The sequence below is a fragment of the Campylobacter lari subsp. concheus genome (assembly GCF_008245025.1).
GTDB classification, from domain to species: domain Bacteria; phylum Campylobacterota; class Campylobacteria; order Campylobacterales; family Campylobacteraceae; genus Campylobacter_D; species Campylobacter_D concheus.
The window spans coordinates 1,027,322-1,051,081 of the sequence record NZ_CP043426.1; the positions used below are offsets into that span (position 1 = coordinate 1,027,322).

The 23,760-nt window shown below is 29.5% G+C and carries 22 protein-coding genes and 3 pseudogenes; 14 read left to right on the plus strand and 11 right to left on the minus strand.

Annotated features, from left to right (window positions below):
* Genes CLCT_RS05360 through lepA form a run of 6 tightly spaced genes read left to right on the plus strand, consistent with a single transcriptional unit; the run spans position 1 to position 7,954 of the window.
* Positions 1 to 1,032 (plus strand): branched-chain amino acid ABC transporter permease, encoded by a 1,032-nt coding sequence (locus CLCT_RS05360; protein WP_149062484.1) that lies wholly within the window; start codon positions 1 to 3, stop codon positions 1,030 to 1,032.
* Entirely contained in the window at positions 1,029 to 1,799 is a 771-nt protein-coding gene (locus CLCT_RS05365; protein ID WP_039668631.1) for a high-affinity branched-chain amino acid transporter, ATP-binding protein, read from the plus strand. The genes CLCT_RS05360 and CLCT_RS05365 overlap by 4 nt, the downstream gene beginning before the upstream one ends.
* Entirely contained in the window at positions 1,786 to 2,481 is a 696-nt protein-coding gene (locus CLCT_RS05370) for a high-affinity branched-chain amino acid transporter, ATP-binding protein (RefSeq protein ID WP_039668632.1), read from the plus strand. The genes CLCT_RS05365 and CLCT_RS05370 overlap by 14 nt, the downstream gene beginning before the upstream one ends.
* A gap of 3 nt (positions 2,482 to 2,484) precedes the next feature.
* Positions 2,485 to 5,715 carry a c-type cytochrome biogenesis protein CcsB gene (ccsB, locus tag CLCT_RS05375; RefSeq protein ID WP_149062485.1) on the plus strand — a complete coding sequence of 1,077 codons (3,231 nt, stop codon included), beginning with the start codon at positions 2,485 to 2,487 and terminating at the stop codon, positions 5,713 to 5,715.
* A 12-nt stretch (positions 5,716 to 5,727) separates the two neighbouring features.
* Complete coding sequence (locus tag CLCT_RS05380) at positions 5,728 to 6,153, plus strand: hypothetical protein (RefSeq protein WP_149062486.1); 426 nt, start codon at positions 5,728 to 5,730, stop codon at positions 6,151 to 6,153.
* Between the two features lie 10 nt (positions 6,154 to 6,163).
* Positions 6,164 to 7,954: a translation elongation factor 4 gene (gene lepA / locus CLCT_RS05385; protein ID WP_149062487.1), complete on the plus strand. Its 1,791-nt coding sequence runs from the start codon at positions 6,164 to 6,166 to the stop codon at positions 7,952 to 7,954.
* Between the two features lie 31 nt (positions 7,955 to 7,985).
* On the opposite strand, the gene CLCT_RS05390 is transcribed toward lepA, so the two are convergent.
* On the minus strand, positions 7,986 to 8,609 hold the full coding sequence (locus tag CLCT_RS05390; protein ID WP_149062488.1) for a hypothetical protein: 624 nt from the start codon (positions 8,607 to 8,609) through the stop codon (positions 7,986 to 7,988).
* 267 nt (positions 8,610 to 8,876) lie between these two features.
* Here CLCT_RS05390 and CLCT_RS05395 point away from each other — a divergent pair.
* Positions 8,877 to 10,204: pseudogene (locus CLCT_RS05395) on the plus strand (MATE family efflux transporter).
* Here the strand turns inward: CLCT_RS05395 and CLCT_RS05400 are convergent.
* The 4 genes from CLCT_RS05400 to thiD are packed head-to-tail and all read right to left on the minus strand — an operon-like array spanning position 10,185 to position 13,033.
* Positions 10,185 to 10,826 carry a uroporphyrinogen-III synthase gene (locus CLCT_RS05400; protein ID WP_039668637.1) on the minus strand — a complete coding sequence of 214 codons (642 nt, stop codon included), beginning with the start codon at positions 10,824 to 10,826 and terminating at the stop codon, positions 10,185 to 10,187. The pseudogene CLCT_RS05395 and the gene CLCT_RS05400 overlap by 20 nt on opposite strands.
* The gene (gene thiE, locus CLCT_RS05405) at positions 10,823 to 11,449 is read right to left on the minus strand and encodes a thiamine phosphate synthase (protein ID WP_149062489.1); all 627 of its coding nucleotides are present in this window, start codon (positions 11,447 to 11,449) and stop codon (positions 10,823 to 10,825) included. The genes CLCT_RS05400 and thiE overlap by 4 nt, the downstream gene beginning before the upstream one ends.
* Positions 11,436 to 12,218 carry a hydroxyethylthiazole kinase gene (thiM, locus tag CLCT_RS05410; protein ID WP_039668639.1) on the minus strand — a complete coding sequence of 261 codons (783 nt, stop codon included), beginning with the start codon at positions 12,216 to 12,218 and terminating at the stop codon, positions 11,436 to 11,438. Before thiM ends, thiE begins: the two co-directional genes overlap by 14 nt.
* A 2-nt stretch (positions 12,219 to 12,220) precedes the next feature.
* A complete protein-coding gene (gene thiD / locus CLCT_RS05415) occupies positions 12,221 to 13,033 on the minus strand; it encodes a bifunctional hydroxymethylpyrimidine kinase/phosphomethylpyrimidine kinase (RefSeq protein ID WP_149062490.1) in 813 nt (270 codons plus the stop codon).
* 203 nt (positions 13,034 to 13,236) lie between these two features.
* Between thiD and CLCT_RS05420 the strand changes: the two genes are divergently transcribed.
* From CLCT_RS05420 to CLCT_RS07855, 3 genes and pseudogenes are all read left to right on the plus strand, one after another.
* Positions 13,237 to 13,689: a low molecular weight protein-tyrosine-phosphatase gene (locus tag CLCT_RS05420; protein ID WP_039668640.1), complete on the plus strand. Its 453-nt coding sequence runs from the start codon at positions 13,237 to 13,239 to the stop codon at positions 13,687 to 13,689.
* A gap of 255 nt (positions 13,690 to 13,944) precedes the next feature.
* Positions 13,945 to 14,535 (plus strand): annotated as a pseudogene (locus CLCT_RS07850) (cache domain-containing protein); the annotation flags it as partial.
* 747 nt (positions 14,536 to 15,282) lie between these two features.
* Positions 15,283 to 15,765, plus strand: a pseudogene (locus CLCT_RS07855) (methyl-accepting chemotaxis protein); the annotation flags it as partial.
* Between the two features lie 30 nt (positions 15,766 to 15,795).
* Here CLCT_RS07855 and CLCT_RS05430 read toward each other — a convergent pair.
* The 3 genes from CLCT_RS05430 to ribA are packed head-to-tail and all read right to left on the minus strand — an operon-like array spanning position 15,796 to position 17,302.
* Positions 15,796 to 16,158: a hypothetical protein gene (locus CLCT_RS05430; RefSeq protein ID WP_149062492.1), complete on the minus strand. Its 363-nt coding sequence runs from the start codon at positions 16,156 to 16,158 to the stop codon at positions 15,796 to 15,798.
* Complete coding sequence (gene rsmG / locus CLCT_RS05435) at positions 16,152 to 16,739, minus strand: 16S rRNA (guanine(527)-N(7))-methyltransferase RsmG (protein WP_371315831.1); 588 nt, start codon at positions 16,737 to 16,739, stop codon at positions 16,152 to 16,154. Before rsmG ends, CLCT_RS05430 begins: the two co-directional genes overlap by 7 nt.
* A 2-nt stretch (positions 16,740 to 16,741) precedes the next feature.
* Positions 16,742 to 17,302, minus strand: a complete 561-nt coding sequence (ribA, locus tag CLCT_RS05440) for a GTP cyclohydrolase II (protein WP_149062494.1) — start codon at positions 17,300 to 17,302, stop codon at positions 16,742 to 16,744.
* A gap of 70 nt (positions 17,303 to 17,372) precedes the next feature.
* Between ribA and hemB the strand changes: the two genes are divergently transcribed.
* The 4 genes from hemB to CLCT_RS05460 are packed head-to-tail and all read left to right on the plus strand — an operon-like array spanning position 17,373 to position 21,453.
* A complete protein-coding gene (gene hemB, locus CLCT_RS05445) occupies positions 17,373 to 18,353 on the plus strand; it encodes a porphobilinogen synthase (protein ID WP_149062495.1) in 981 nt (326 codons plus the stop codon).
* Positions 18,354 to 18,355: 2 nt separating this feature from the next.
* The gene (locus CLCT_RS05450) at positions 18,356 to 18,841 is read left to right on the plus strand and encodes a DUF2603 domain-containing protein (RefSeq protein ID WP_149062496.1); all 486 of its coding nucleotides are present in this window, start codon (positions 18,356 to 18,358) and stop codon (positions 18,839 to 18,841) included.
* A complete protein-coding gene (gene hemN, locus CLCT_RS05455; RefSeq protein WP_149062497.1) occupies positions 18,828 to 20,183 on the plus strand; it encodes an oxygen-independent coproporphyrinogen III oxidase in 1,356 nt (451 codons plus the stop codon). The genes CLCT_RS05450 and hemN overlap by 14 nt, the downstream gene beginning before the upstream one ends.
* Position 20,184: 1 nt before the next feature.
* Entirely contained in the window at positions 20,185 to 21,453 is a 1,269-nt protein-coding gene (locus tag CLCT_RS05460; RefSeq protein ID WP_149062498.1) for a (Fe-S)-binding protein, read from the plus strand.
* Between the two features lie 2 nt (positions 21,454 to 21,455).
* Here the strand turns inward: CLCT_RS05460 and CLCT_RS05465 are convergent, their stop codons facing one another.
* Genes CLCT_RS05465 through CLCT_RS05475 form a run of 3 tightly spaced genes read right to left on the minus strand, consistent with a single transcriptional unit; the run spans position 21,456 to position 23,681 of the window.
* Entirely contained in the window at positions 21,456 to 21,665 is a 210-nt protein-coding gene (locus CLCT_RS05465) for a hypothetical protein (RefSeq protein WP_149062499.1), read from the minus strand.
* Positions 21,666 to 21,702: 37 nt separating this feature from the next.
* Positions 21,703 to 22,710, minus strand: coding sequence for an alanine racemase (locus CLCT_RS05470; RefSeq protein ID WP_149062500.1), 1,008 nt, complete (start codon positions 22,708 to 22,710; stop codon positions 21,703 to 21,705).
* Complete coding sequence (locus CLCT_RS05475) at positions 22,710 to 23,681, minus strand: L,D-transpeptidase family protein (protein WP_149062501.1); 972 nt, start codon at positions 23,679 to 23,681, stop codon at positions 22,710 to 22,712. The genes CLCT_RS05470 and CLCT_RS05475 overlap by 1 nt, the downstream gene beginning before the upstream one ends.
* Positions 23,682 to 23,760: the final 79 nt, after the last annotated feature.

Below are 23,760 nucleotides of genomic sequence, written 5' to 3' on the forward strand. Positions count from 1 at the left end.
ATGGTTGCAAGAAAAATTATACATTTAAGTTTTTTTATCATAGCACTTGCTTTTCTTTTTATATCTCCTTATTTTTTCAATGATTATAAAATAGGAATTTTAAGCAATATTGCTATTTTTGTTATCTTAGCAGTAAGCTATAATCTTATCAACGGGGTTACAGGACAATTTTCACTAGAACCAAATGGCTTTGTAGCTATAGGAGCCTATGTTGCAGCTTTAGTATTACTTACAAGTGAAAGCAAAATCGACCAGTTTTCTTTAGAAGATCCAAGTAGTTTTATTTTGATGATTCATTCACCGAGTTTTATTGTGGCTTTAATTGCTGCTGGACTTTTTGCTATGCTTTTATCTTTAATTTTAGCTTTTGCAGTATTTAGAGTTAGAGGGGATTATTTAGCTATTGTAACACTAGGTTTTGGTATCATTATTAAACTTATGGCAATTAACTTTGCTTCTGTTACAAATGGCTCTTTAGGTTTAAATGATATTCCTAAACACACTACTTTATACTGGAGTGGTGGGATTGCCATATTTTCAGTTATTATCATCTTAAATATTGTTAGCTCAAAATTTGGTAGAGCTATGAAAGCTGTAAGAGATGATGAGGATGCAGCATTAGCAATGGGTATAAACACCTTTAATATTAAAACCTTAGCCTTTAGCACTTCAGCGTTTTTAGAAGGTGTCGGGGGAGGCTTGCTTGCTTGTGCACTAGCTTCAGTTTCACCTGAGCAATTTGACTTTTTATTTACCTTCCAACTTTTAATCATCATTGTTTTGGGTGGTTTAGGCTCAACTACTGGTGCTATTATCGGAGCTATTTTAGTAATAGGTGGAAGCGAGTATTTAAGATTTTTAGATGAAAGTATGAATATTTTTGGTTATGAAACTCCTGCTATGCCTGGTCTTAGAATGGTTGTATTTTCCATTGTATTGATCTTGGTAATGCTTTTTGCAAGAAAAGGAATAATGGGAGATAAAGAATTAACAGATATTTTATTTAAGTTTTCTAAAAGGAAGAAAAAATGATTTTAGAACTTAAAGAAATTCATAAAAATTTTGGTGGAGTTAGCGCCATAACAAATACCTCATTTGCCATTAAAGAAAGTGAAATTTTTGGACTTATAGGCCCAAATGGCGCAGGAAAAACCACACTATTTAATATTATTACAGGAAATTATAAGCCAAGCAGTGGGGAAGTCTTTTTTCTAGGAAAAAAAATTGATCATTTAAAACCACACAAAATAGTTCATCTGGGTATAGCAAGAACTTTTCAAAACATCAGACTTTTTTCAAGCATGAGTGTTTTAGAAAATGTATTGATTGGTTTTGATAAGAGTATTAAATATAATATTTTTGAAGCCTTTTTACATCTTGGAAGATTTTCTAAAGCAGAAAAAAATGCAAAAAAAGCAGCTTATGAAATTTTAGAACAACTCAATATTGCTCATTTAGCTGATGAAAAAGCTACTAGTTTAAGCTATGGTCAGCAAAGAAAAGTTGAAATAGCAAGAGCTTTAGCAACAAATCCTAAACTTTTATTGCTAGATGAACCTGCAGCAGGTATGAATTCTACAGAAAGTGATGATTTGGCTGAGTTAATTTTCAATATAAGAGATAACAAAAAAATTAGTGTTTTACTTATAGAGCATGATATGAAATTTGTAAATAAACTTTGCGATAGAGTTATGGTGCTTGATTACGGTAAGACTATTTTTGAGGGAAAACCAAACGATGCGGTGCAAAACCCTGAAGTAATTAGTGCATATTTGGGAGATTTTAATGCTAGTAGTTAAAGATTTACATGTTTATTATGGTTTGATTGAAGCTGTTAAAGGTATTGATTTTACTATAAAAACAGGAAGTATAGTTAGCTTAATAGGCTCAAATGGCGCAGGAAAAACCTCAACACTTAATGCTATGCTAAATTGTGTTAAAAAAACTGGTGAGGTAACTTTTTTGGGTTATGACACCCAAAGACATTTACCGTACACTCTAGTTCAAAAAGGTATCGCCTTAGTACCTGAGGGAAGAAGAGTTTTTATCAATCTTACCATAGAAGAAAATTTAAAAATTGGTGCTTTTAATAATGCAGAAAATTATGAGCATTTAAAAAATCAAATGTATAGGCTTTTCCCAAGATTAAAAGATAAAAAAAATGCCCTTGCAGGAACTCTAAGTGGCGGAGAAGCTCAAATGCTAGCTATCTCAAGGGCACTCATGAGCGAGCCAAAACTTTTAATGCTTGATGAGCCTTCATTGGGTCTTGCTCCAAAAATAGTTGGAGAAGTTTTTGATATTATAGTCAAATTAAAAGAAGAAGGAATTACCATTTTATTGGTGGAACAAAATGCATTTTCAGCTTTAAAAATTAGCGACTATGCTTATGTTTTAGAAAATGGTAAAATTGCTATGCATGCACCCGCAAAAGATCTTATCGGCAATGATGAGATTAGAAAAAAATACCTTGGAGCTTAATTCATGAAAAAACAACTTTTAGCTTTTGGGGATATAAAAATTTCTATTTTTTTGTTTTTAATTTTTGCCCTATTTTGCGCCTTGGCTACTTTCATAGAAAGTGCTTACAATACACCAACAGCTTGGGCGATGATCTATGGCTCTTCTTGGTTTGGCTTTATACAACTCATACTAGGGATTAATCTTTTAGTAGCTCTTTTTAAATACAAAATGTTTAATAAGAAAAAAATACCACTTTTAATCTTTCATGTCTCATTTTTATTTATATTACTAGGCTCAGCGATGACTAGATATATGGGATTTGAGGGAAATTTACACATTAGAGAAAATGAAAAAAACAACATCATTGAAACTTCAAAAAGTTATATTTACATAGCAACCTTAAAAGATGATAAAGTATATAGTGCTTCAAAATCTGAATATATCGCGACCCTGCCTTTTGCAAATGATTTTTCATTTGATTTAATCTTGCCTGATGAAAAAGCTCAAATTGCATATGAAAATTTAATCTTAGATGCAAAAGAAGTTTATATTGATGATAACAATTCTGCTCCACTTTTATCCTTAATGCTTTCACAAAATAACGAGTCTAAAGAATTGCTTTTTAAAGCAGGGGATGTTGAAAATATCAATGGTATTAATATAGCATTTTTAAATGACTCTGTTTCAAGTCCTTATATAAAAATCGATAAAGATTTAAAACTTAGTGCTGATTTTGATTTAAAATACATGTCAATGAGTGATGGCAAAGAAAATATTTTAAAAGCAAATCAAAAAGCACAAGCTAAAGATTTAAGATTGTATTCTTTCAATGATATTAATTTAGTGGTTAAATTTGCTTCCTTGCATGGTAAAAAAACTTTAGAAGGTATCAATCAAACTCAAGATGAAAGTTTTTTTACTTGGTTTAAAAATAGTTGGATAGAGCTAGGACGCAATGCTTTAATTTCTTTATTTGGCGAGGCAAAATACTGGAATAATTCTTTATTGAATAATTTCAAAGACTTTGCACAAAGCACTAAATATATGCCAACCCAACTTTCAGATAATGCTATTAACGCTTTAAAATTAAAACTAAGTTACAAAGGAGAATCCAAAGAAGTTTTCCTAATAGAATACAACTCACCTATTCGCATTGATGTAGCAGGTCAACCTTTCTTTTTAAGATGGGGTCCTAAAGGAATAGAAATGCCATTTGAAATGTACTTAAAAGACTTTGAATTAGAACGCTATCCTGGTTCGATGTCGCCTATGTCTTATGCAAGTTATGTAGAAATTGATAATGCTAACAAGAAACTAGAATATAAAATTTTCATGAATAATGTTTTAGATTATCAAGGTTATAGATTTTACCAAAGCTCGTACGATCAAGATGAACTTGGTACCATACTTTCAGTCAATAAAGATCCGGGTAAAATTCCTACATATATAGGATATTTTTTACTCACACTAGGAATGTTTTTAAATATTTTAAATCCTTATTCAAGATTTAGAACCTTAGCTAAATTAATCAACCAAGACACCTTGAAAAAAACAAGTGCTATTTTGGCTTTTATATTAGTTTTGTTTGCGAATCAAAATACTTATGCAAATGAGCCTATTAAGGTAGATGAAGCACACGCTAAAGAACTTGCTTCTTTGATAGTACAAAAGCCTGATGGCAGAATGGTTCCTTTTAATACTTTAGCCATAGAAGTTTTAGAAAAAATTCACAAAACAACAACCTTCCAAGGACAAAGTGCTGAAGCAACAATCATATCAATGATTTTTGATGGTAGCGCATGGTATGATAAAGATATTATTTTTATGCCAAGCAGTCGTTTAGTTAATGAAGAAATTTCTAAAATTTTAGAGATTGAGCCTAGAGCCTATACTAGTTTTAAAGATTTTTTCACTACAGATTCATATAAATTACAAAAATATGTAGAAAATGCTAATAGAAAAAATCCAAACCGCAGAAGTGTTTTTGATAAAGAAATCATTAAGCTTGATGAAAGAGTTAATATTGTAAATTTAATTTTCTCAGGTGATATTTTTAGATTTATTCCTTTGCAAAATAGCACAAACAATCAATGGGTAGCACCGCGTGAAGCTTATATAGGATTAAAAGGTGAAGAAAGCGCAGAAGTTAAAAGTATTTTAGAAAACTATTTTAATGCAGTTAGTAATTCCATTATGCATAATAACTGGAATGAAGCAACTAAAAACTTAAATACTATTAAAAATTACCAAGAAAAATACGGCCATGAAGTTATGCCTAGTGCTAAAAAAATTAGCACAGAAATCTTTTTCAATAAAAGTCAAATTTTTGTAAATCTTACCCCTCTTTATCTTTGTGCTGGATTTTTGCTTTTAATTATAGTTTTTGTTAAGATGTTGCTGCCAAAAATCCGCATTGATTTTATTTTTAAATGTGTTTATGTGTTTAACATTGTGGCATTTTTCATCCATACTTTAGGTTTAGCTCTGCGTTGGTATATAGCAGGTCGTGCGCCATGGAGCAATGCTTATGAGAGTATGGTTTATATAGCTTGGGCTTTATCATTATCTGGAATTTTCTTTTCTAGAAAAAGCCCTATTGCGCTTTCTTTAACTTCTATTTTAGCAGGAGTTACTTTAGGTGTAGCTCATCTTAGTCAAATGGATCCACAAATTACCAACCTAGTTCCTGTGTTACAATCATACTGGTTAACTATACATGTTTCAGTGATTACTGCTAGCTATGGGTTTTTAGGACTATGTGCATTATTAGGTATATTTGTACTTGTTTTACTATGCATGCTAAAAATCAATGGTAAACATAATGAAAATATTTTAAGAAATATTACAGAAGCAACAAGAATCAACGAAATGGCCATGATCTTAGGACTTTGCTTGCTTACAGTTGGAAATTTCTTAGGTGCTATATGGGCAAATGAAAGCTGGGGAAGATATTGGAGTTGGGATTCCAAAGAAACTTGGGCTTTAATAAGTATTTTAGTTTATGCAGCTATTTTACACATTAGAATGGTACCAAAATGGGCAAATCAATACACTTTTGCAGTTTGTTCTATGTTTGCATACTGGGTGATTATTATGACTTATTTTGGAGTAAATTACTTTTTAACTGGTATGCATTCTTATGCAGCAGGAGATTCAGTAAAAATTCCTGATTATGTGTATTGGGGATTTTTATTTATGGTAGCATTAAGTATAGCAAGTTATTTCAAAAAATCTTATGCAAAAAAATTATAGGAAAGTTTTTAAATGAATAATTCTCTTTTTATATTTTTGATTATTGTTTTAGTTATTGTTATTATACTTGGAATTCTTTTGGTTTTATTTTTTACACATAAAGATAAAAACACAAATAAATCAAATATCACTAAAACTCCAAAAATAATTAGCATTGAAGATTTTATATCTAAAGCCAATGATGCAAAAAATTCTCAAGAAATTCAAGCTTTAATTTTGCAGTTTTTAAATTCACAAAAATTAAAATCTAATCCAAAAGATAGCACCACCAAAAGAAAACTTGATTTTATTAGTGCTATTTCAGCAAATACCAATGCCACTCCTAAGAATATTTCGTTTTTAAATAATGAATTAAAAAAAAGATATAAAACTTTAAAAAGCGAAATAGATGCTTATGAGCAAATAGGTTTAGCAAAAAGAAAAATGAGACAATCTTAAGGTTTTTTTGATGAAAAATATTAGAAATTTCTCTATTATAGCTCATATTGATCATGGAAAAAGCACATTAGCCGATAGAATCATCAGTGAGTGTGGTGCAATTAGCGATAGACAAATGAGTGCTCAAGTAATGGATACTATGGACATAGAAAAAGAGCGTGGTATAACTATAAAAGCTCAATCTGTGCGTTTAAAATATAAACTCAATAACGAAGAATATGTATTAAATTTAATAGACACTCCAGGTCATGTTGATTTTTCCTATGAAGTAAGTCGCTCTTTGGCAAGTTGCGAAGGGGCTTTACTTGTTGTTGATGCTTCACAAGGAGTAGAAGCTCAAACTATAGCTAATGTTTATATAGCCTTAGAAAATAATCTTGAAATCATACCGGTGATAAATAAAATAGATCTTCCTTCAGCTGATATAGAAAAAGTTAAGCACGAAATAGAGCATATTATAGGCATTGATTGCTCTAATGCAATTTGTGTTAGCGCAAAAACAGGTGTAGGTATAAAAGAACTCATAGAAACCATTATCACAAAAATTCCTGCACCAAAAACCGATGATGAAGCACCTACTAAAGCTTTAATCTATGATTCTTGGTTTGATAATTATCTTGGAGCTTTAGCTTTGGTTAGAATTTATGAGGGAAATATAGCTAAAAATGATGAAGTTTTAGTTATGAGTACAGATAAAAAACATCTTGTACAAGATCTTTTTTACCCTCATCCATTAAGCCCTATAAAAACCAAAAAATTAGAATCGGGTGAAGTAGGTGTTATCGTACTTGGACTTAAAAATGTTGCTGATGTCCAAGTGGGCGATACCATAACACTAACTAAAAACAAAGCAAAAGAAGCCATTGGTGGTTTTGAAAAAGCTAAAGCTTTTGTTTTTGCAGGATTATACCCTATAGAAACAGATAAATTTGAAGATTTAAGAGATGCTTTAGATAAATTAAAACTCAATGATAGTTCTATTACCTATGAACCCGAGACATCTCTAGCTTTAGGATTTGGTTTTAGAGTTGGTTTTTTAGGCCTTTTACATATGGAGGTTATTAAAGAAAGACTTGAGCGTGAGTTTAACCTTGATTTGATTGCTACTGCCCCAACTGTTACTTATGAAATTTATCAAACCGATGGAGAAGTTTTAAAAATTCAAAACCCAAGTGAGCTACCACCAGTAAATAAAATCGACCATATAAAAGAACCTTATGTAAAAGCAACCATCATAACTCCAAGTGAATATTTAGGAAATTTAATCACTCTTTTAAATCGCAAACGTGGTATGCAAGTTAAGATGGATTATATCACTCCTGAGCGTGTTTTACTTGAGTATGATATACCTTTAAACGAAATCGTTATGGACTTTTACGATAAACTCAAATCACTCACTAAAGGCTATGCTAGTTTTGATTATGAGCCTATTGAATTTAGAGTGGGTGATCTTGTAAAGCTTGATATTAAAGTAGCTGGTGAAAATGTCGATGCATTGAGCATCATAGTGCCAAATGAAAAGGCGCTAAGCAAGGGTAGAGAACTAGTAAAAGCAATGAAAGAAATCGTCCCAAGACAGCTTTTTGAAGTTGCCATCCAAGCAAGCATTGGAAATAAAATCATCGCAAGAGAAAATGTAAAATCTATGGGTAAAAATGTAACCGCAAAATGCTATGGTGGGGATATTACTAGAAAAAGGAAACTTCTTGAAAAACAAAAAGAAGGTAAAAAAAGAATGAAAGCTATCGGCAAAGTACATTTACCTCAAGAAGCATTTTTAAGTGTTTTAAAAATAGACTAAATCCCTAGTTTAGAACTAGGGATATATAAATTTATGCATTGATATCTAAAGAATTTCCACCCAATTCATTGATTTTTTGAGTTACTTTTTCGATAGCTTTATCAATTGTTTCATAGCTGATATCAGGAAGTTTGCCACCCCACATTTTTTCCGCTTGCGCAAATCCTGCTTTTAGACCTTCTAAACCTTTTTGAAGTTTTTCCATATCATCACCAGCCCCATTAATAACAAAATCAGCCAATCTTTGAGATGTTTTTGCTACACCAAAATACCCATCTTCCCCAATAAGCTCTTTTGCCTCATCAGCATTTAAACTAAGTATATCTTTGCCTTCATATCCTATGGCTTTAAAATCTACATTTGATAAAATAGCTGTTAAAGAATCCTTAGACTGAGCTCCTTGAAAAATCCCAGCTTGAGATAGACCATTAGATGAACTCATACTAAATGCTTGTTGCATAAAACTCATGGCATAAAGCTCTGTTATGCCTTTTCCGCCTATGCTAGCAAGCTTACTAAGCTTATCCTCATCAATATCTTTTGTGCTATTAGCGCTTTTAGTATTGGCATCCTCAAGCTTAGTATTCGAATCAGCCTTCCTATTGCTAATCTGTTGTGACTCCACTGCCACACGTGAATACGAATTTATTTGCATCCTTGCTCCTTTTTTTGTGGGTTTGTAAAAATCGGATAAAAATTATTAAATTTTATATTAAGAAAATTATAACCGCTATTACAATATAATATCTCTTATTTATTATATTTTTAAAATTTAGGTGATATAAATGCTTTTTAGAGATTTTTTTATAATCATTGTTGATCCTTATTTTAAAGATATTATAGAAGGTATAGAATCTCTTTATTAAATTATTTTATCTGCACAATCTAAATAAAATAATCTTTAATAAGGAAAATCATGTCAATCCATAACTTTTATACTACATTAAACCCTACTAAACTTTTTATAAAATGCGCCTTGCCAAATATGGCTAGCATGGCTTTTATCTATCTTTATGTAATCATTGATGGAATTTTTGTTGGAAAATATTTAGGTTCAAATGCACTTGCTGCTATGAATTTAATGATGCCTTTTATTATGATAAGTTTTGCGCTAGCAGATATGATAGCCATAGGCTCATCGGTACAAATTTCTATCAATCTTGGCAAAGGAAAAATTAAAAAGGCAAGTGCTATTTTTTCTTTTTGTTTGTGTTTAATCTTTACTATATCATGTCTAATGGGATTGTTGGGATATTTTTTGGCAAATAAACTAAGTGTATTTTTAGGTGCGGATACAAATCTACAAGAACTTTGCACCCAATATATGCAAGTATTTGCACTTTTTGCACCAGTAACCATCATAGGTTTTGCAATCGATAATTATTTAAGAATTTGTGGCAAGACTTATTATAGTATGATTGCAAACATTAGTATGGCTTTGATCAATATTTTTTTAGATTGGCTTTTTATTGTTGTTTTTGAATGGGGACTTTTTTCAGCCGCTTTAGCAACTTGTTTAGGCATGTTTTGTGGAGTGATACTTGGAATCATTCCTTTTATTTTTGGAAACTTGATTTTAAAATTTACAAAACCAAGTATTCAGTTTAAACTTTTAAAAAATATTATTTACAATGGCTCATCAGAATTTTTTTCTAATATTTCTAGCTCAATTTACACTATCTTGGCTAATAAAATTTTATTAGAAATTGCAGGAAATATAGCTATTGCAGCATTTTCTATCATACTTTATTTAAGCACTTTTACCTATATGCTTATTTTAGCTATGTGCGATGCCATGCAGCCAGCACTAAGCTACAACTATGGACTCAAGAACACAGATAGAATCAAAGCACTTTTTAAAAGAATGCTCTTGGGTTCAGCTTTGCTTTCTTTGGGTGTATTTTTTATAAGTTTTTTTTACCATGAAAATATTGTTGCTTTTTTAACAAAAACAACGATATGGAATTTTTAGCCCTAGCTAGTAACGCTTTATTTGTTTTTTGTTTTTCATTTTTGCTTAATTGGTTTGGTGATGTTGGAACTTCAGTGTTTACATCTTTGGATAAACCTTTTTATTCCTTCATCGTTTCTATGGCACAAAATTTAATACTACCTTTTTTATTACTACATATTTTATTGAATTTTTTAGGACTTAATGGAGTTTGGTTAGCTCCATTTGCAGCAGATTTTATAATGATTTTTGTTATTGCATTTTTACTTGCAAAAACTTTTAAAAATCTAAACTCTTAGCTAAATTCAAGCAAGAGTTTAAATCTTGCTTTTTACATATATATAAATTTTTAAAATTTTGAAGTTTTGAGGCTGTACTTTGACCTATAACTACAACTTTATCTTCTTTTTTTAATGTAAAAAATTTCAAAAACTGTTCAACACTTGAAGGAGCACTAAAGATAAAAACACTTGGATGATATATTTTTAATTCATCTTTTTTAGGCTCTATGGCTATATTTTCATAAACGATTAATTGCTTTAAAAGAATATTTTCTTTCAACAAACACTCATCAAGATCCGAACTAATTTTCTTCGCTCTTAAATAAAGGCATTGTTTATTTTTAAACTCAGATAAAAATTCACTAGCTAAATTTTTACCATAAGCCTTACTAGAATATTTGACATTTTTAAAACCAAGCTCTTTTGCAAAATCAGCACTTTTTTGACCCACAACATAAAGTTTAATATCAAAATCAATTTCGCTTTTGCTTAACATTAACGACTTTAATGCATTCTTAGAACTAGCAATTAAACAATCAAACTCTTTTAAATTAACTTCAAAATTAAGAAATTTAATTTCATTTAATCTTATAGTCTTAACACCATCAAATTCTTTATCCCCTATAAAATAAATCATTATTTTCCTATAAAAGTTTTATCAAAATTTGATCTTAAATTTAAAGTTGCCATATAAGGATCATTTGCATCCATTATCGCTCTAACCACAGCTATACCTTGTATATTGCAATCCTTAAATAAATTTAAATTAGTCTCATCTATCCCTCCTATAGCCACAATAGGCAAAGAAGTTAAACTAGCAATTTCTTTTAATCCATCTATGCCAAGCACAACACAATCTTGCTTGCTAGGCGTAGCAAAAACAGCACCTACTCCAAGATAAGTAGCACCTTGAGTATTAGCAAGCTCACTTTTGTGATTAATTGTAAGTCCTATAATTTTATCTTCACCTAAAAGTTCCCTTGTTTTCTTTAAAGGCATATCCTTTTGTCCTATATGCACTCCATTTGCATTCACAGCCATGGCTATATCAATTCTATCGTTTATCACAAAAGGCGTATTGTATTTTTTACACAACACTTTAACTTTTAAAGCAAGATTATAAAATTCTAAAGTACTAAGATATTTTTCCCTAAGTTGTAAAATATCAATCTTAGCTTTCAAAGAAGCTTCTAAAATATTTAAAAACTCACTTTCACTTTTCTTACCCTTACTTGCAACAAGATAAATTTTAAATGATTTCATATTTAGCTCTTTTTTTAATTTCTTCATCATTTAAATTACTCAAAGCATCAATTAAATTAACTCTAAAACTACCGCTTCCAGTAGAAAGCTCTTGGGCAACTTCACTAGCTATACCAAAACTAAGCAAAGCATATAAACTAGCTTGAAATTTATCTTCTAAAGCTCCTGCAAAAACCCCACACAAAGAAGCACACATACAACCTGCTCCGGTTATTTTAGTAGCCATAATAGAGCCATTATAAATTTTAGCAATATGCTCTTGATTTATAATATAATCAATTTTTCCAGTTATAGCTAAAACACGCTTAGTTTTATAAGAATATTCTTTGGCTTTTTCTAAAAACTCATCATCGATTACAAAAGTACTATCAACCCCTCTTGCTTTACCATCTAAACCTATAACACTAGCCATTTCAGACGCATTTGCCTTAACAATATTGATACCTTTTAGATTAAGCAATTCAAAATTAATCCCATCTCTTGCTCTACTTACTCCTAAAGCAACAGGATCAAAAACTATAGGTTTACTTAATAAAGCATATTCTTTGGTTGCTTTTAACATAGAATTTGCTACAAGCTGATTAATTGTGCCTGTATTTAATACCAAGGCTGAACTTATTTTAGCAAAATCAGCTTGTTCTTCATAAAAATCAGCCATAGCAGCACTTGCTCCCATTGCTATAGTTACATTCGCACAATCATTAGCTGTAACATAATTAGTAATATGGTGAATCAAAGGATTTTTTTCTCTTACTGCTTTGATAATCATTTTTACTCCTTATCAAATTGGAAAAAGTGATTGGTTGGACCACAACCTTTTCCAAGTGCTAAAGAATTTAAAATAGCTCCATACACATAATCTTTAGCAAGCTTTATAGCTTCATACTTTTCTTTGCCTAAGGCAAGATTACTAGCTATAGCTGAACTTAATGTACAACCTGTACCATGTGTGTTTTTTGTATTAATTTTTTCTGCTTTAAAAATACTAATTTCCTTTCCATCATAAAAAACATCATTAGTATTATCTTTACTATGCCCACCTTTAATCAAAACACTTTTTGCACCTTCTTTGTGAAGCTTTATAGCGGCTTTTTTCATATCCTCTTCGTTAAATATTTTAAAATCACATAAAAATTCAGCTTCAGGTATATTTGGCGTAAGTACATCAGCTAAAGATAAAATTTCATCTTTAAAAAACTGACAATTTTCTAAAGGCATTAAAGCATAGCCATTTTTTGCAAACATCACAGGATCTATCACTACATTTTTGGCTTTAAAGCGTAATAAATTTTCTTTTACACAAGTTATAATTTCTTTTGAACCTAGCATTCCAATTTTCACAGCCATTGGTTCTATGTCTTCATAAACTGCTAACATTTGCTCATCTATTATCTTAGTAGGTATATCAAAACAAGAAATTACCCTTGCAGTATTTTCAGCCACAACACTTAAAACTACACTCATACCAAATAAATTATGCGCACTAAAGGTTTTTAAATCAGCTTGTATGCCAGCTCCACCACTACAATCACTTCCTGCTATAGTTAAGACAGGAATTTTAGTTTTTGTTTTTGCTTGTATCATTTTTATCCTTTTTTATAAAAAAGGAAAGTTTTTGCAAGAATTCAAAGTTCGCATTACCAAACTTCTCAAGGGTCGAAGTCTAACTTCCTCTCAGCAAAAGCTCCCCATTAATGAAAAATTATATCTTAGTTTTAATTAATCTTAAAAAATATTTTAAAATACTGCTATAATTTTGAAAAAATTACACAATTTTTGAGGTAAAAATGACTAAGATTATTTTTGTTTGCTTAGGGAATATCTGTCGTTCCCCTATGGCTGAATTTATTATGAAAGATCTTTTAATAAAAGCAAATTTAAACAATAGATTTATTGTTTCTAGTGCAGGTACTTCAGGATACCATGATGGAGAGGATATGCACTATAAAACCAAAACCATGTTAAATAGTAAAAATATCAATTCCAAGCCATTTTGCAGTCAAAAACTAAGCTTAAAAATGTGTGAAGAAAATGATCTTATCATTGTTATGGATAATTCTAATTACAATGATGTAGTTAAAAATTTTCCAAATTTTAAACACAAAATTCACAAAATCACTTCTTATGCTTTAGAGTTAGAATATGATGAGGTTCCTGATCCTTGGTATAGCGGAGATTTTGATGAAACTTATACTATACTCTCACAAGCATGTTCTAAGCTCCTAAAAACATTAGTATAAAAATTTATCATTTAGATAATATTTATACATTTTTGATTATAATGTTGTAATAAAATAAAATTTCAACATTGCAAAATAAAACAAGGAGATTATTTAATGAAAAGTATTAAATTAAAAATTTCACTAATTGCTAATGTTATAGCTATCATCTGTTTGATAGTACTTGGAGTTATTAGTTTTATTTTTACAAAAAAAGCTTTAAATCATGAGGTGGTTAAAGCTGAAACCAACTATGTAAAAGTTGCAGAAAAATCAATGAGGGATTTTAAAAACCTCCATACTCATTCTTTAGAGCAACTTTCTCAAGCTATTTTAAAACTTCCGTACAACAAACTTAATACCCAAGAAAAGCTAATGGAAAATACAGGCGGTTTACTTAAAACTGTTAGAGATATAAATAGCTATTTAGCTGTTTATATAGCTCAATCAAATGGAGAATTAATAGTAAGTGATCCAGATAGTGATAGCAAAGGCTTAGACTATGGAATTTATGGAAAAGCCGACAATTATGATGCTACAACGAGAGAATTTTATATAGAAGCTAGAAAGAAAAATAGCTTATATATCACAGCAGCTTATATTGATGCAACAACAGGATTGCCATGTTTTACCTATGCTATGCCTTTAATTAAAGATGGTAAATTTATAGGAGTATTAGCAATTGATGTTTTAGTTAAAGATTTACAAGAAAAATTTAACGAACTACCAGGAAGAACTTTTGTATTTGACCATGCTTATACTGTATTTGCATCAACTGATAAATCATTAGTTGGTCAGGAACAAAATCCAGATATTGTTACAGTAGCTAAAGCTTATGAAAATACTGGAGATTATAATATTTTTAATTATACTACTCAAAACGGCGGCGATAGATTCGGTATTTGTGTAAAAATTGATGGTTATACAACTTGTGCTGGTGAAAATGTAGAAGTAATAGAAACCCCTGCGTTAAAAATAGCCTACATTCAAACTATTATTGTTATTTTTACAAGTATTACAAGTATTGTTTTACTTTATTTCATCATCTCTTATTATCTATCTCCTTTACAAACTATACAAAATGGTCTTAGTTCTTTCTTTGATTTCATCAATCATAAAACCAAAGACTCAGCTATGATAGATGTTAAGAGTAATGATGAATTTGGTGCTATGGCAAAAGCTATCAACGAAAACATCACTAAAACTAAAAATGCATTAGAACAAGATACTAAAGCTGTAGAACAATCAGTAGAAACTGTTAGAGAGGTTGAAGGTGGTAATCTAACAGCAAGAATTAATGCAATGCCTGCTAATCCTCAATTGCTTAAACTTAAAAATTATCTTAACGAAATGCTTAATGTATTAGAACAAAAAGTAGGTTCTAATATGAATGAAATCAATAGAGTATTTGATAGTTATAAAGCATTAGACTTTACAACAGAAGTTGCTAATGCTAAAGGTGGAGTTGAAGTAACAGCAAATGCTTTAGGTAAAGAAATCGTAGCTATGCTAAGACAATCATCTGAATTTGCTAACTTACTTGCTAGTGAAAGTGGTAAATTACAAAGTGCTGTTAAGAACTTAACAGATTCTTCTTCAAGTCAAGCTTCTTCTTTAGAAGAAACAGCAGCGGCATTAGAAGAGATTACTTCTTCTATGCAAAATGTATCTCATAAAACTAGTGAAGTAATTGCTCAAAGTGAAGAGATTAAAAATGTTACTTCTATTATTGGAGATATAGCAGATCAAATTAATCTACTTGCATTAAATGCAGCTATTGAAGCAGCACGTGCAGGTGAACATGGACGTGGCTTTGCTGTTGTTGCTGATGAAGTTAGAAACCTAGCAGAAAGAACTCAAAAGTCTTTAGGTGAAATAGAAGCTAATACTAATATCTTAGTTCAATCTATTAATGAAATGGGTGAGAGTATTAAAGAACAAACTACAGGTATTACTCAAATTAATGATGCTGTAGCACAAATTGATCATGTAACTCAAGAGAATTTAAAAATAGCTAATGATAGTGCTATAGTAGCTGACAATGTAAATAAAATAGCTAGTGATATCTTAGAAGATGCTAGGAAGAAAAAGTTTTAAATAATTAACTAAACCCTTAATGGGTTTAGTTTAGCCAATGAAGGATTTTAAACAAACTCCATCTACATTTAATTCATAAGCTTTTTTCAGATTATTTTTTAAAGTATCAAGTAGAAATAAAATTTTAGAATCAAACATATAAAATTCGGCCATCTTTGATGCAATTTTTGCCAAATTTTCATCTTTTATTAAAATATATTTAGCGCCCAATGCATTAGAAAGCAAAATTTCTTCTTCATTTTTAACAAAAATGCCAAAATCTACTTTTTCATCTTTTGCGTTTTTAATAACCGATTCATCATATTCAAAACAATTCACACTGGTTTTAATAAAAATATTTTCATAATGACTAAATTTTTGCATATTTATCAAAGGATGTCCAAAAATTAACATAACTTTTCCTTTACTTTTAAAAGACAATAATTTCTAAAACCACAGTTAACAATTTTATAATCTTTCATTCCTTCCAGTTCATCATAAACCTCACTACCTTTATAAAGCAAAAATGAAGTTTTTTCATCATAAAAACCATTTGAAATTTCAATCAAAGGTTTTATATCCATCAAAGCTCTTGAGGTGATTAAATCTACTTTAAAAGGTGGATGATTTTGCAATTTTTCTTTTATAATGTTCACATTTATCAAATTAAGTTCAGTTTTGATTACTCTTAAAAAAGAAGCCTTTTTAACACTGGGCTCAAATAGAAAAAAAATACTATTTTCCAAAATGCATGCTAAAAATATCGCAGGAAAACCAGCCCCACTTCCAACATCAACAATCTTTTTTTTATCAGTCAAATCACAATAGTCTAAAATTTTTATACTATCGATAATATTATCATCTATGTTTTCAAGATGAGTTAGATTATGCACAGAATTAAATTTTTTTAGTAACTCTTTATAAAGTGTGATTTTTTGGAAAAAATCATCTTTTTTAACAAAATTTTGTATGAAATTTAATTGCTCTTCATAAATTTTCAATTTAAATGTCCCATTTGCGTATGTTTAATTTCCAAATAATCCTTATTAAAACGATTTGCTTCAATTAAAATAGGAATTCTTAAATTTACTTTTCCTTTTAAAGAGCTAAGTTTTTCAGGATTATTAGTCAAAAGATTAATCTTAGTAATCTTATAATGTTTAAGTATAAAATCTACCATTTCATAACTACGCTCATCTGCTTTAAACCCTAATTGATGATTTGCTTCTATAGTGTTAAAACCTTTATCTTGTAAAGCATAAGCATTAATTTTATTAAAAAGCCCTATGCCTCTTCCTTCTTGCCTTAGATAAATTACCATACCACCATGCTCTTGGATATATTTTAATGAAAAGTCAAGTTGCTCGCCACAATCACATTTTAAACTTCCTAAAACATCACCTGTTAAACATTCTGAATGAATTCTAATATTAACTTCTTTTTCTAATCTTCCTTTAAAAATACAAAGATGTTCTTTGTCGTTTTCTTTGAAACTTTGTATATTAAATTCTCCAAAACGAGTGGGAAGTTTTGCTATTTCGGAAATTTGAATAGTCATTATTTTCTTCACCTTTTTTACAAAAAATATGCTAGAATTTAAGCAATTTTAACAAACAAAAAGGAAATTTATGTTTAAACGCTTTAGAAGATTAAGATTGAATGAGAATATTAGAAGTCTAGTAAAAGAAAATACCTTAAATTTAGATGATTTAATCTACCCCCTTTTTGTTGTAAATGGCACTAATATTAAAAATGAAATCGCGTCTATGCCAGATGTGTTTCAAATGAGCTTAGATGAAATTTTAAAAGAATGCGAAGAGCTAATTAGTCTTGGTATTAAAGCTATTATTTTATTTGGTGTGCTAGAAAGCTCTAAAAAAGATAGCTGTGGAAGTGATGCATTAAGCGATGATGGTTTAATTGCTACAAGTCTAAGAAATATTAAAGCAAAATTTCCTGATTTAGTAGTGATTACTGATCTTTGTTTTTGTGAGTATACTGATCATGGTCATTGTGGCATTATTGATCCAAAAAGTAAAAGTGTAGACAATGATTTAACTTTAGAAATTTCAGCTAAACAAGCTCTAATTCATGCCAAAAATGGTGCTGATATGATAGCGCCAAGTGGTATGATGGATGGCATTATTGAAACTTTAAGAAAAACTTTAGATGAAAATGGTTTTGAAAATTTACCTATTATGGCTTATTCTACCAAATTTGCCTCAGCTTATTATGGGCCTTTTAGAGATGTGGCTGATTCTGCGCCAAGTTATGGAGATAGAAAAACCTATCAAATGGATTTTGCCAATGGTAAAGAAGCCTTATGTGAGAGCTTAGAAGATGAAAAACAAGGTGCTGATATTTTGATGGTTAAACCAGCACTTGCGTATTTAGATATAGTTAAAGATATAGTAAATCATTCCAAACTTCCACTTTGTGTATATAATGTAAGTGGTGAATATGCTTTATTAAAAGCAGGTCAAAAAGCAGGTGTGATTGATTATGAAAAAATAGTGCTTGAAACCATGCTTGCATTTAAAAGAGCAGGAGCTAAGCTTATCATAACTTATCATGCAAAAGAAATTGCAAAATTATTAAACAGGGAGTAAGATTGGATAGTCTAAGTAAAAAAAGTTCTCAAGATATCATTAATGAATTATCAAATTATTTGGGTATAGAAAAACACAATCAAACCGTATTTTATCTAACTCATATAAACGAAAAAGAAAAAAAATTAAGCTTAAAAAATGGACATGAATTAGCACCTGAACCATGGTTTATAGTAGACGAAAATGGCGAAGTTAAAACTATGTTTTCAGTAAAAACCCTAATTGAGTTTTTACAAAATGCTAAAGAGGTGCAAAAAGATAATTTTGAACTCAAATTAGAAAAGGCTATTTATCAACAAATTCCTATTGATTTTAATGATGTTTGGACAGTTGCTATGGATGAGATTAAACATCAAGTTGCTAAAGGTGTAAAAGAAGTAAATATTGATTTAGATCAACTAATTAGCAATATTCATGCTAAATATCCTAATTTGTTTATCAATATGAAAGAAATGATGCAAAAGGTAAAACCAAATGAAAGATTATAAAAGTTTTGTTAAATACTCCAAAGCGGGTCCAAGATATACATCTTATCCTACTGCAGTAGAGTTTAACACTCAGTTTAAATATGAAGATTATATACAAATTTTAAAAGATCAAAAAGCACAATTGTCTTTGTATTTTCATTTGCCTTTTTGCAGAAGTGCTTGCTATTTTTGTGGTTGTAATGTAATATATACTGCTAAAGAAGAAAGCAAAGAAAGATATTTGAACTATCTTTTTAAAGAACTTGATCTTTTAGCAAATATCATCAACACCCAAAGAGAAGTAGCTCAAATGCATTTTGGTGGTGGTACACCTACATTCTTTTGCGCTAAACAATTACAAATTTTGATTTTAAAAATAAAAAACATTTTTCCAAATTTTACCCAAGATAGCGAAGTAAGCTGCGAGATCGATCCTAGATTTTTAAATGAAGAACAAGCTGATATTTTAATCCAAAATGGCTTTAATCGTATTAGTTTTGGTGTGCAAGATTTTGATGAAAAGGTTCAAAAGGAAATTCATAGAATTCAACCTTTTGAGCTAACCAAAAATGCAGTAGATATGGTAAGAAAAAAGGGAATTAACTCAGTAAATATGGACTTAATCTATGGTCTTCCTTATCAAAGCCTAGAAAGTTTTAAGCAAACTTTAGAAAAAGCATTGCTAATTAATCCTGATCGTTTTGCTATTTTTAACTATGCACATGTGCCTTGGCTTAAAAAAAATATGAGAAAATTTGATGAAAGTACATTACCAAGCCCTGATGTAAAACTTCAGATTTTAGAATACTGTGAAAAATTTTTAACTCAAAATGGTTATAAAATGATAGGAATGGATCATTTTGCAAAACCACAAGATGAACTTTTTAAAGCTTTAGAAAATGGTAGCTTGCATAGAAATTTCCAAGGCTATACTACAAAAGGTGGAACTGATTTAATTGGTATTGGCTTAACAAGCATAGGTGAAGGACAAAGACATTATATGCAAAATTTTAAAGACATGTCAAGTTATGAAAAAGCTATTGATGAGGGTAGATTACCTTGTGAAAAAGGTATTATGCTTGATGATGATGATGAATTAAGAAAAGCTGTTATTATGGAACTTATGAGTAATTTTACACTTAATATAAAAAATATAGAAAATAAATTTAAAATTGATTTTTTTGAATATTTTAAACAAGATTTAAAAGAACTTGAAGAACTTAGCGAGTTTTTTACTTTAGATGAAAATTATATCAAAGTTAATGAAACAGGAGTGCTTTTAATACGTAATATTGCTATGTGTTTTGATAAATATTTAAAACGCATTAGCGAAGATAAAAAAGTATTTTCTAAAACGGTTTAATATGCTAATTGTTAATGAAATTTCTAATGCTTGCGTAAAATGCGGCAAATGCATACCAGTTTGTACCATACATGAAATAAACCGCGATGAGAGCACTTCTCCTCGTGGTTTTTTAGATTTAATTAGTGCTTATAAAAACCAAGAACTAGAACTTGATAAAAATCTTAAAAAAACTTTTGAATCATGTTTTTTATGCACAAATTGCGTTGAAGTTTGCCCAAGTCATTTAAGAGTAGATAGTGCCATTGAAAAAGTACGCTTTGATATAGCCCAAAAATTTGGTATAGCATGGTATAAAAAACTTGCTTTCTTTTTTCTAAGGCACAGAAAGATTTTAGATATTTTAGCAAGATTTGGCTATGTTTTTCAAAGTTGTGCCTTTAGCTTACAACATAAAAATTTAGGAATGAAAGCTAAATTTAGCCTACCTTTAATCAAAAAAGACCGCTTGTTACCTTCTTTAGCTAAGAAAAGCTTTTTAGCCTCTAATCCTGATTTTATAAACAATCAAGGCGAAAAAACTATAGGACTTTTTATAGGTTGTTTGTCTAATTATTCTTACACCAATACAGGTTTTGCCTTACTTAAAATTTGTAAGCATCTTAAAATTAATGTTGATTTATTAAAAGATCAATCTTGCTGTGGTGCTCCTCATTACTTTACCGGAGATTTTAACAGCGTAGAAAAATTAGCTAAAAAAAATATCATTTATTTTGAGGAAAAATTAAAAACACTAGATTATATTATTATCCCAGAAGCGACCTGCTCTGCAATGATTAATATAGACTATGAACATTTTTTCCATATGCAAAATGATAAAGAATGGGCAATAAGAGCTAAAAATATTTCCAGTAAAATACTACTTGCAACAAAATATTTTTATGAATACACTAATTTAGAAGAACTTTTAAAAACAAAGAAAAAAATAAATACAAAAATTGCATATCATGATCCTTGCCATGCAAGAAAAATGCAAGGGGTTTTTAAAGAACCAAGAGCTTTACTAAAACAAAATTATGCTTTTAAAGAACTTATCAAGTCAAACGAATGCTGTGGTTTTGGTGGAGTTAGCATGCAAACTGATCATTATGAAAAAGCTTTGCAAGTTGGCATAAAAAAAGCTCAAAATATACAAAAAAGTGATATAGAAATCATTAGCGCAGAATGCTCAGCTTGCAGAATGCAAATTTCAAATGCATTAGAGCATGAAAAAATTTCCACAAGATTTTTACACCCATTAGAACTTATAGCTAAAACACTTCAAGATTAAAACTAATCTTGAAGTTTAATATCTTCAATATTTGACCTATTTTTTTCTATTAAAATTCTATTTTGTTCTATGTTTTCACTATTTTTCTTGCATTCATTTTTTAAAATCTCTATATTTTTATGCAAAATCTTTATTTTTCTTTCATAACGATTAATCAGCAAAAACACTATAAATAAAAATAAAATTAAAATAGCCCAATTTAAAAATGCCATATTTATCCTTTCTTTAGATATATTAGTACTTTTTATCTTAAATTACAATTCTTTTTAAAGTTGGAGAAAGTTTTACTAAAATTTCATAATTAATAGTATTAAAAAAGTTGGCCATAACATTTGCATCATTTAAAACACAAATTACATCACTATCATTCTCACAAGAAAAGCTATCCATAGACATTTTTCCAAGTATTTTTTTACCATTAGGAAGAAAAAAATCTTTTTTACCATCATAACGCAAAAGCCCATCAGCATAACCTAAATCATAAGTTGCTATTTCGATATCTTCTTTTGCACTATACATTCCACCATAACCAACACTTTGACCTTTTTTTAACACTCTCTGGCTTAATTTTTCAGCCCATAAACTCAAAACCTTATGTAAGTCTTTATTAAAATGCGCATAACCAAATTGTACAAGCCCTACTCTACAATACTCATCATCTTCTAAAGTATTTGCTCTAAATAAAGCTTCAGAATTATGAGAATGAAATACCAAGCTCTTAGTCTCTTCTTGTAATAAATTATAAATTAACTTTTTAGCGTGTTGAAATTTTTGTTTTTGCACAAAATAACTTGCATCTACTTCATCACTTCCTGCAAAATGCATCATCACTCCACAAAGTATCAAATTATTGCTTTTTAGCTCTTGCATCACTTCTTGAATTTCTTCAGATAAAATTCCATTTCTATGCATATTTGTATCTATGACTAAATGAATTTTTGTATTTTTTTTAAGCTTTTTTATGTCATTTCTTGCATTTAAAGCATAAATAAATTTTTTACTTTCATTGCCATGTGGATGATGAGATAAAATTAAGATATTATCAAAAATATTTTCAAGCTCTTTTGCTTCGGCTTCATTTTTTACGGCTATAAAATTTATACCTTTTGCTCTAGCTATGGGAGCTAAAAGTTTAGCTCCATGACCATAAGCATTATCTTTAAAAACACAAATTACTTTTTCGTAACCTCCAGCCTTAGAGGCTATTAGATCAAGATTATACTCATAAGCTGAGCGATCGATTTTTATATAAGCCATTATTGTTCAGCTAAAATTTGCATTTTATCTTCAACTAGCTTAACATAAAGAACTTTTTCTCCTTTGAATTTATAATTAGTACTACGATAATCTTCATAAAATCCTATTCTAAAAATCTTCTCATTTTTATCATTTGGATAAGGACTTATGCTAAGATCTGAAAATTTAATAGTTTTTTCTTCTTTTTTAGTGAAAATTCTTTGCTTGTTTTTTGCAAACTGTTCATATGAAAATTTATTTTTATGTTTGAATATTTTTTGATCATAAAAAGATAAGTATTTGCTAATATCACTTTTTTGCCAACTATCTTTCCAAGCAAATAAATTTGCTAACAAAATAGCAACTTCTTCATGGTTTGTTCTTACTTTATTTTTTTCTTCTGTCATTGCATATGATTTTCTATCAGCGACTAATTTATTAAAATCTTCTAACAAGTCATTTTGTACAGCAATGCAACCTCTAGTTTTATAAGTATCTAAACGCGTTCCATCTAAAGGATACCCATGAATCCAAATTCCACCACCTGTTTTACCTAAAGTTTTATCTAAAACGTTTGGATAAGTTGTCGCAAAAGCAAATGGTCCATAATATGGATCGCCAGGATAAAATTTCTTTCCAAGTTCATAAAAACCTATAGGAGTTTTTAAATCTCCTTCTATTTCTTTATCTCCAGCCAAACCAGTTAAAACATCTTTTTGAATAAATTTCTTTTCTACCTTTCCATCATTATAATGATAAACTCTAATGATTTTATCGCTTTTATTAGTCAACACAATAGCTACATTTTCTTCATAGTAACCAAGGCTAACATTTTTATCTTTTATCTCATCAAGCCAAAAATCTTTCTTGCTTAATTCTTGCTCTAACACCTTTTCAACTGCATCAATACCTTGATTTAAATAAATTTTTGCAAGATCACTTGCATTTACAAATACAACCAGACTAAATAATACTAATATAGTTTTAAACAATTTATACCTTTCTATTAAAATTTAAAACAACAAAGAGATAATTATAATATTTTTACAATAAATATATTTTTAATTTTTT

Bases quoted from the DNA above. Each gene is read 5' to 3' on its own strand.
- CLCT_RS05380 (WP_149062486.1), top strand. From the start codon at position 5,728: ATGAATAATTCTCTTTTTATATTTTTGATTATTGTTTTAGTTATTGTT.
- thiM (WP_039668639.1), bottom strand. From the start codon at position 12,218: ATGATTATCAAAGCAGTAAGAGAAAAAAATCCTTTGATTCACCATATT.
- CLCT_RS05420 (WP_039668640.1), top strand. From the start codon at position 13,237: ATGACTAAGATTATTTTTGTTTGCTTAGGGAATATCTGTCGTTCCCCT.
- hemN (WP_149062497.1), top strand. From the start codon at position 18,828: ATGAAAGATTATAAAAGTTTTGTTAAATACTCCAAAGCGGGTCCAAGA.
- CLCT_RS05370 (WP_039668632.1), top strand. From the start codon at position 1,786: ATGCTAGTAGTTAAAGATTTACATGTTTATTATGGTTTGATTGAAGCT.
- ribA (WP_149062494.1), bottom strand. From the start codon at position 17,302: ATGACTATTCAAATTTCCGAAATAGCAAAACTTCCCACTCGTTTTGGA.
- ccsB (WP_149062485.1), top strand. From the start codon at position 2,485: ATGAAAAAACAACTTTTAGCTTTTGGGGATATAAAAATTTCTATTTTT.
- CLCT_RS05430 (WP_149062492.1), bottom strand. From the start codon at position 16,158: ATGTTAATTTTTGGACATCCTTTGATAAATATGCAAAAATTTAGTCAT.
- CLCT_RS05465 (WP_149062499.1), bottom strand. From the start codon at position 21,665: ATGGCATTTTTAAATTGGGCTATTTTAATTTTATTTTTATTTATAGTG.
- CLCT_RS05460 (WP_149062498.1), top strand. From the start codon at position 20,185: ATGCTAATTGTTAATGAAATTTCTAATGCTTGCGTAAAATGCGGCAAA.
- hemB (WP_149062495.1), top strand. From the start codon at position 17,373: ATGTTTAAACGCTTTAGAAGATTAAGATTGAATGAGAATATTAGAAGT.
- thiD (WP_149062490.1), bottom strand. From the start codon at position 13,033: ATGATACAAGCAAAAACAAAAACTAAAATTCCTGTCTTAACTATAGCA.
- lepA (WP_149062487.1), top strand. From the start codon at position 6,164: ATGAAAAATATTAGAAATTTCTCTATTATAGCTCATATTGATCATGGA.
- CLCT_RS05365 (WP_039668631.1), top strand. From the start codon at position 1,029: ATGATTTTAGAACTTAAAGAAATTCATAAAAATTTTGGTGGAGTTAGC.
- CLCT_RS05390 (WP_149062488.1), bottom strand. From the start codon at position 8,609: ATGCAAATAAATTCGTATTCACGTGTGGCAGTGGAGTCACAACAGATT.
- thiE (WP_149062489.1), bottom strand. From the start codon at position 11,449: ATGAAATCATTTAAAATTTATCTTGTTGCAAGTAAGGGTAAGAAAAGT.
- CLCT_RS05470 (WP_149062500.1), bottom strand. From the start codon at position 22,710: ATGGCTTATATAAAAATCGATCGCTCAGCTTATGAGTATAATCTTGAT.
- CLCT_RS05360 (WP_149062484.1), top strand. From the start codon at position 1: ATGGTTGCAAGAAAAATTATACATTTAAGTTTTTTTATCATAGCACTT.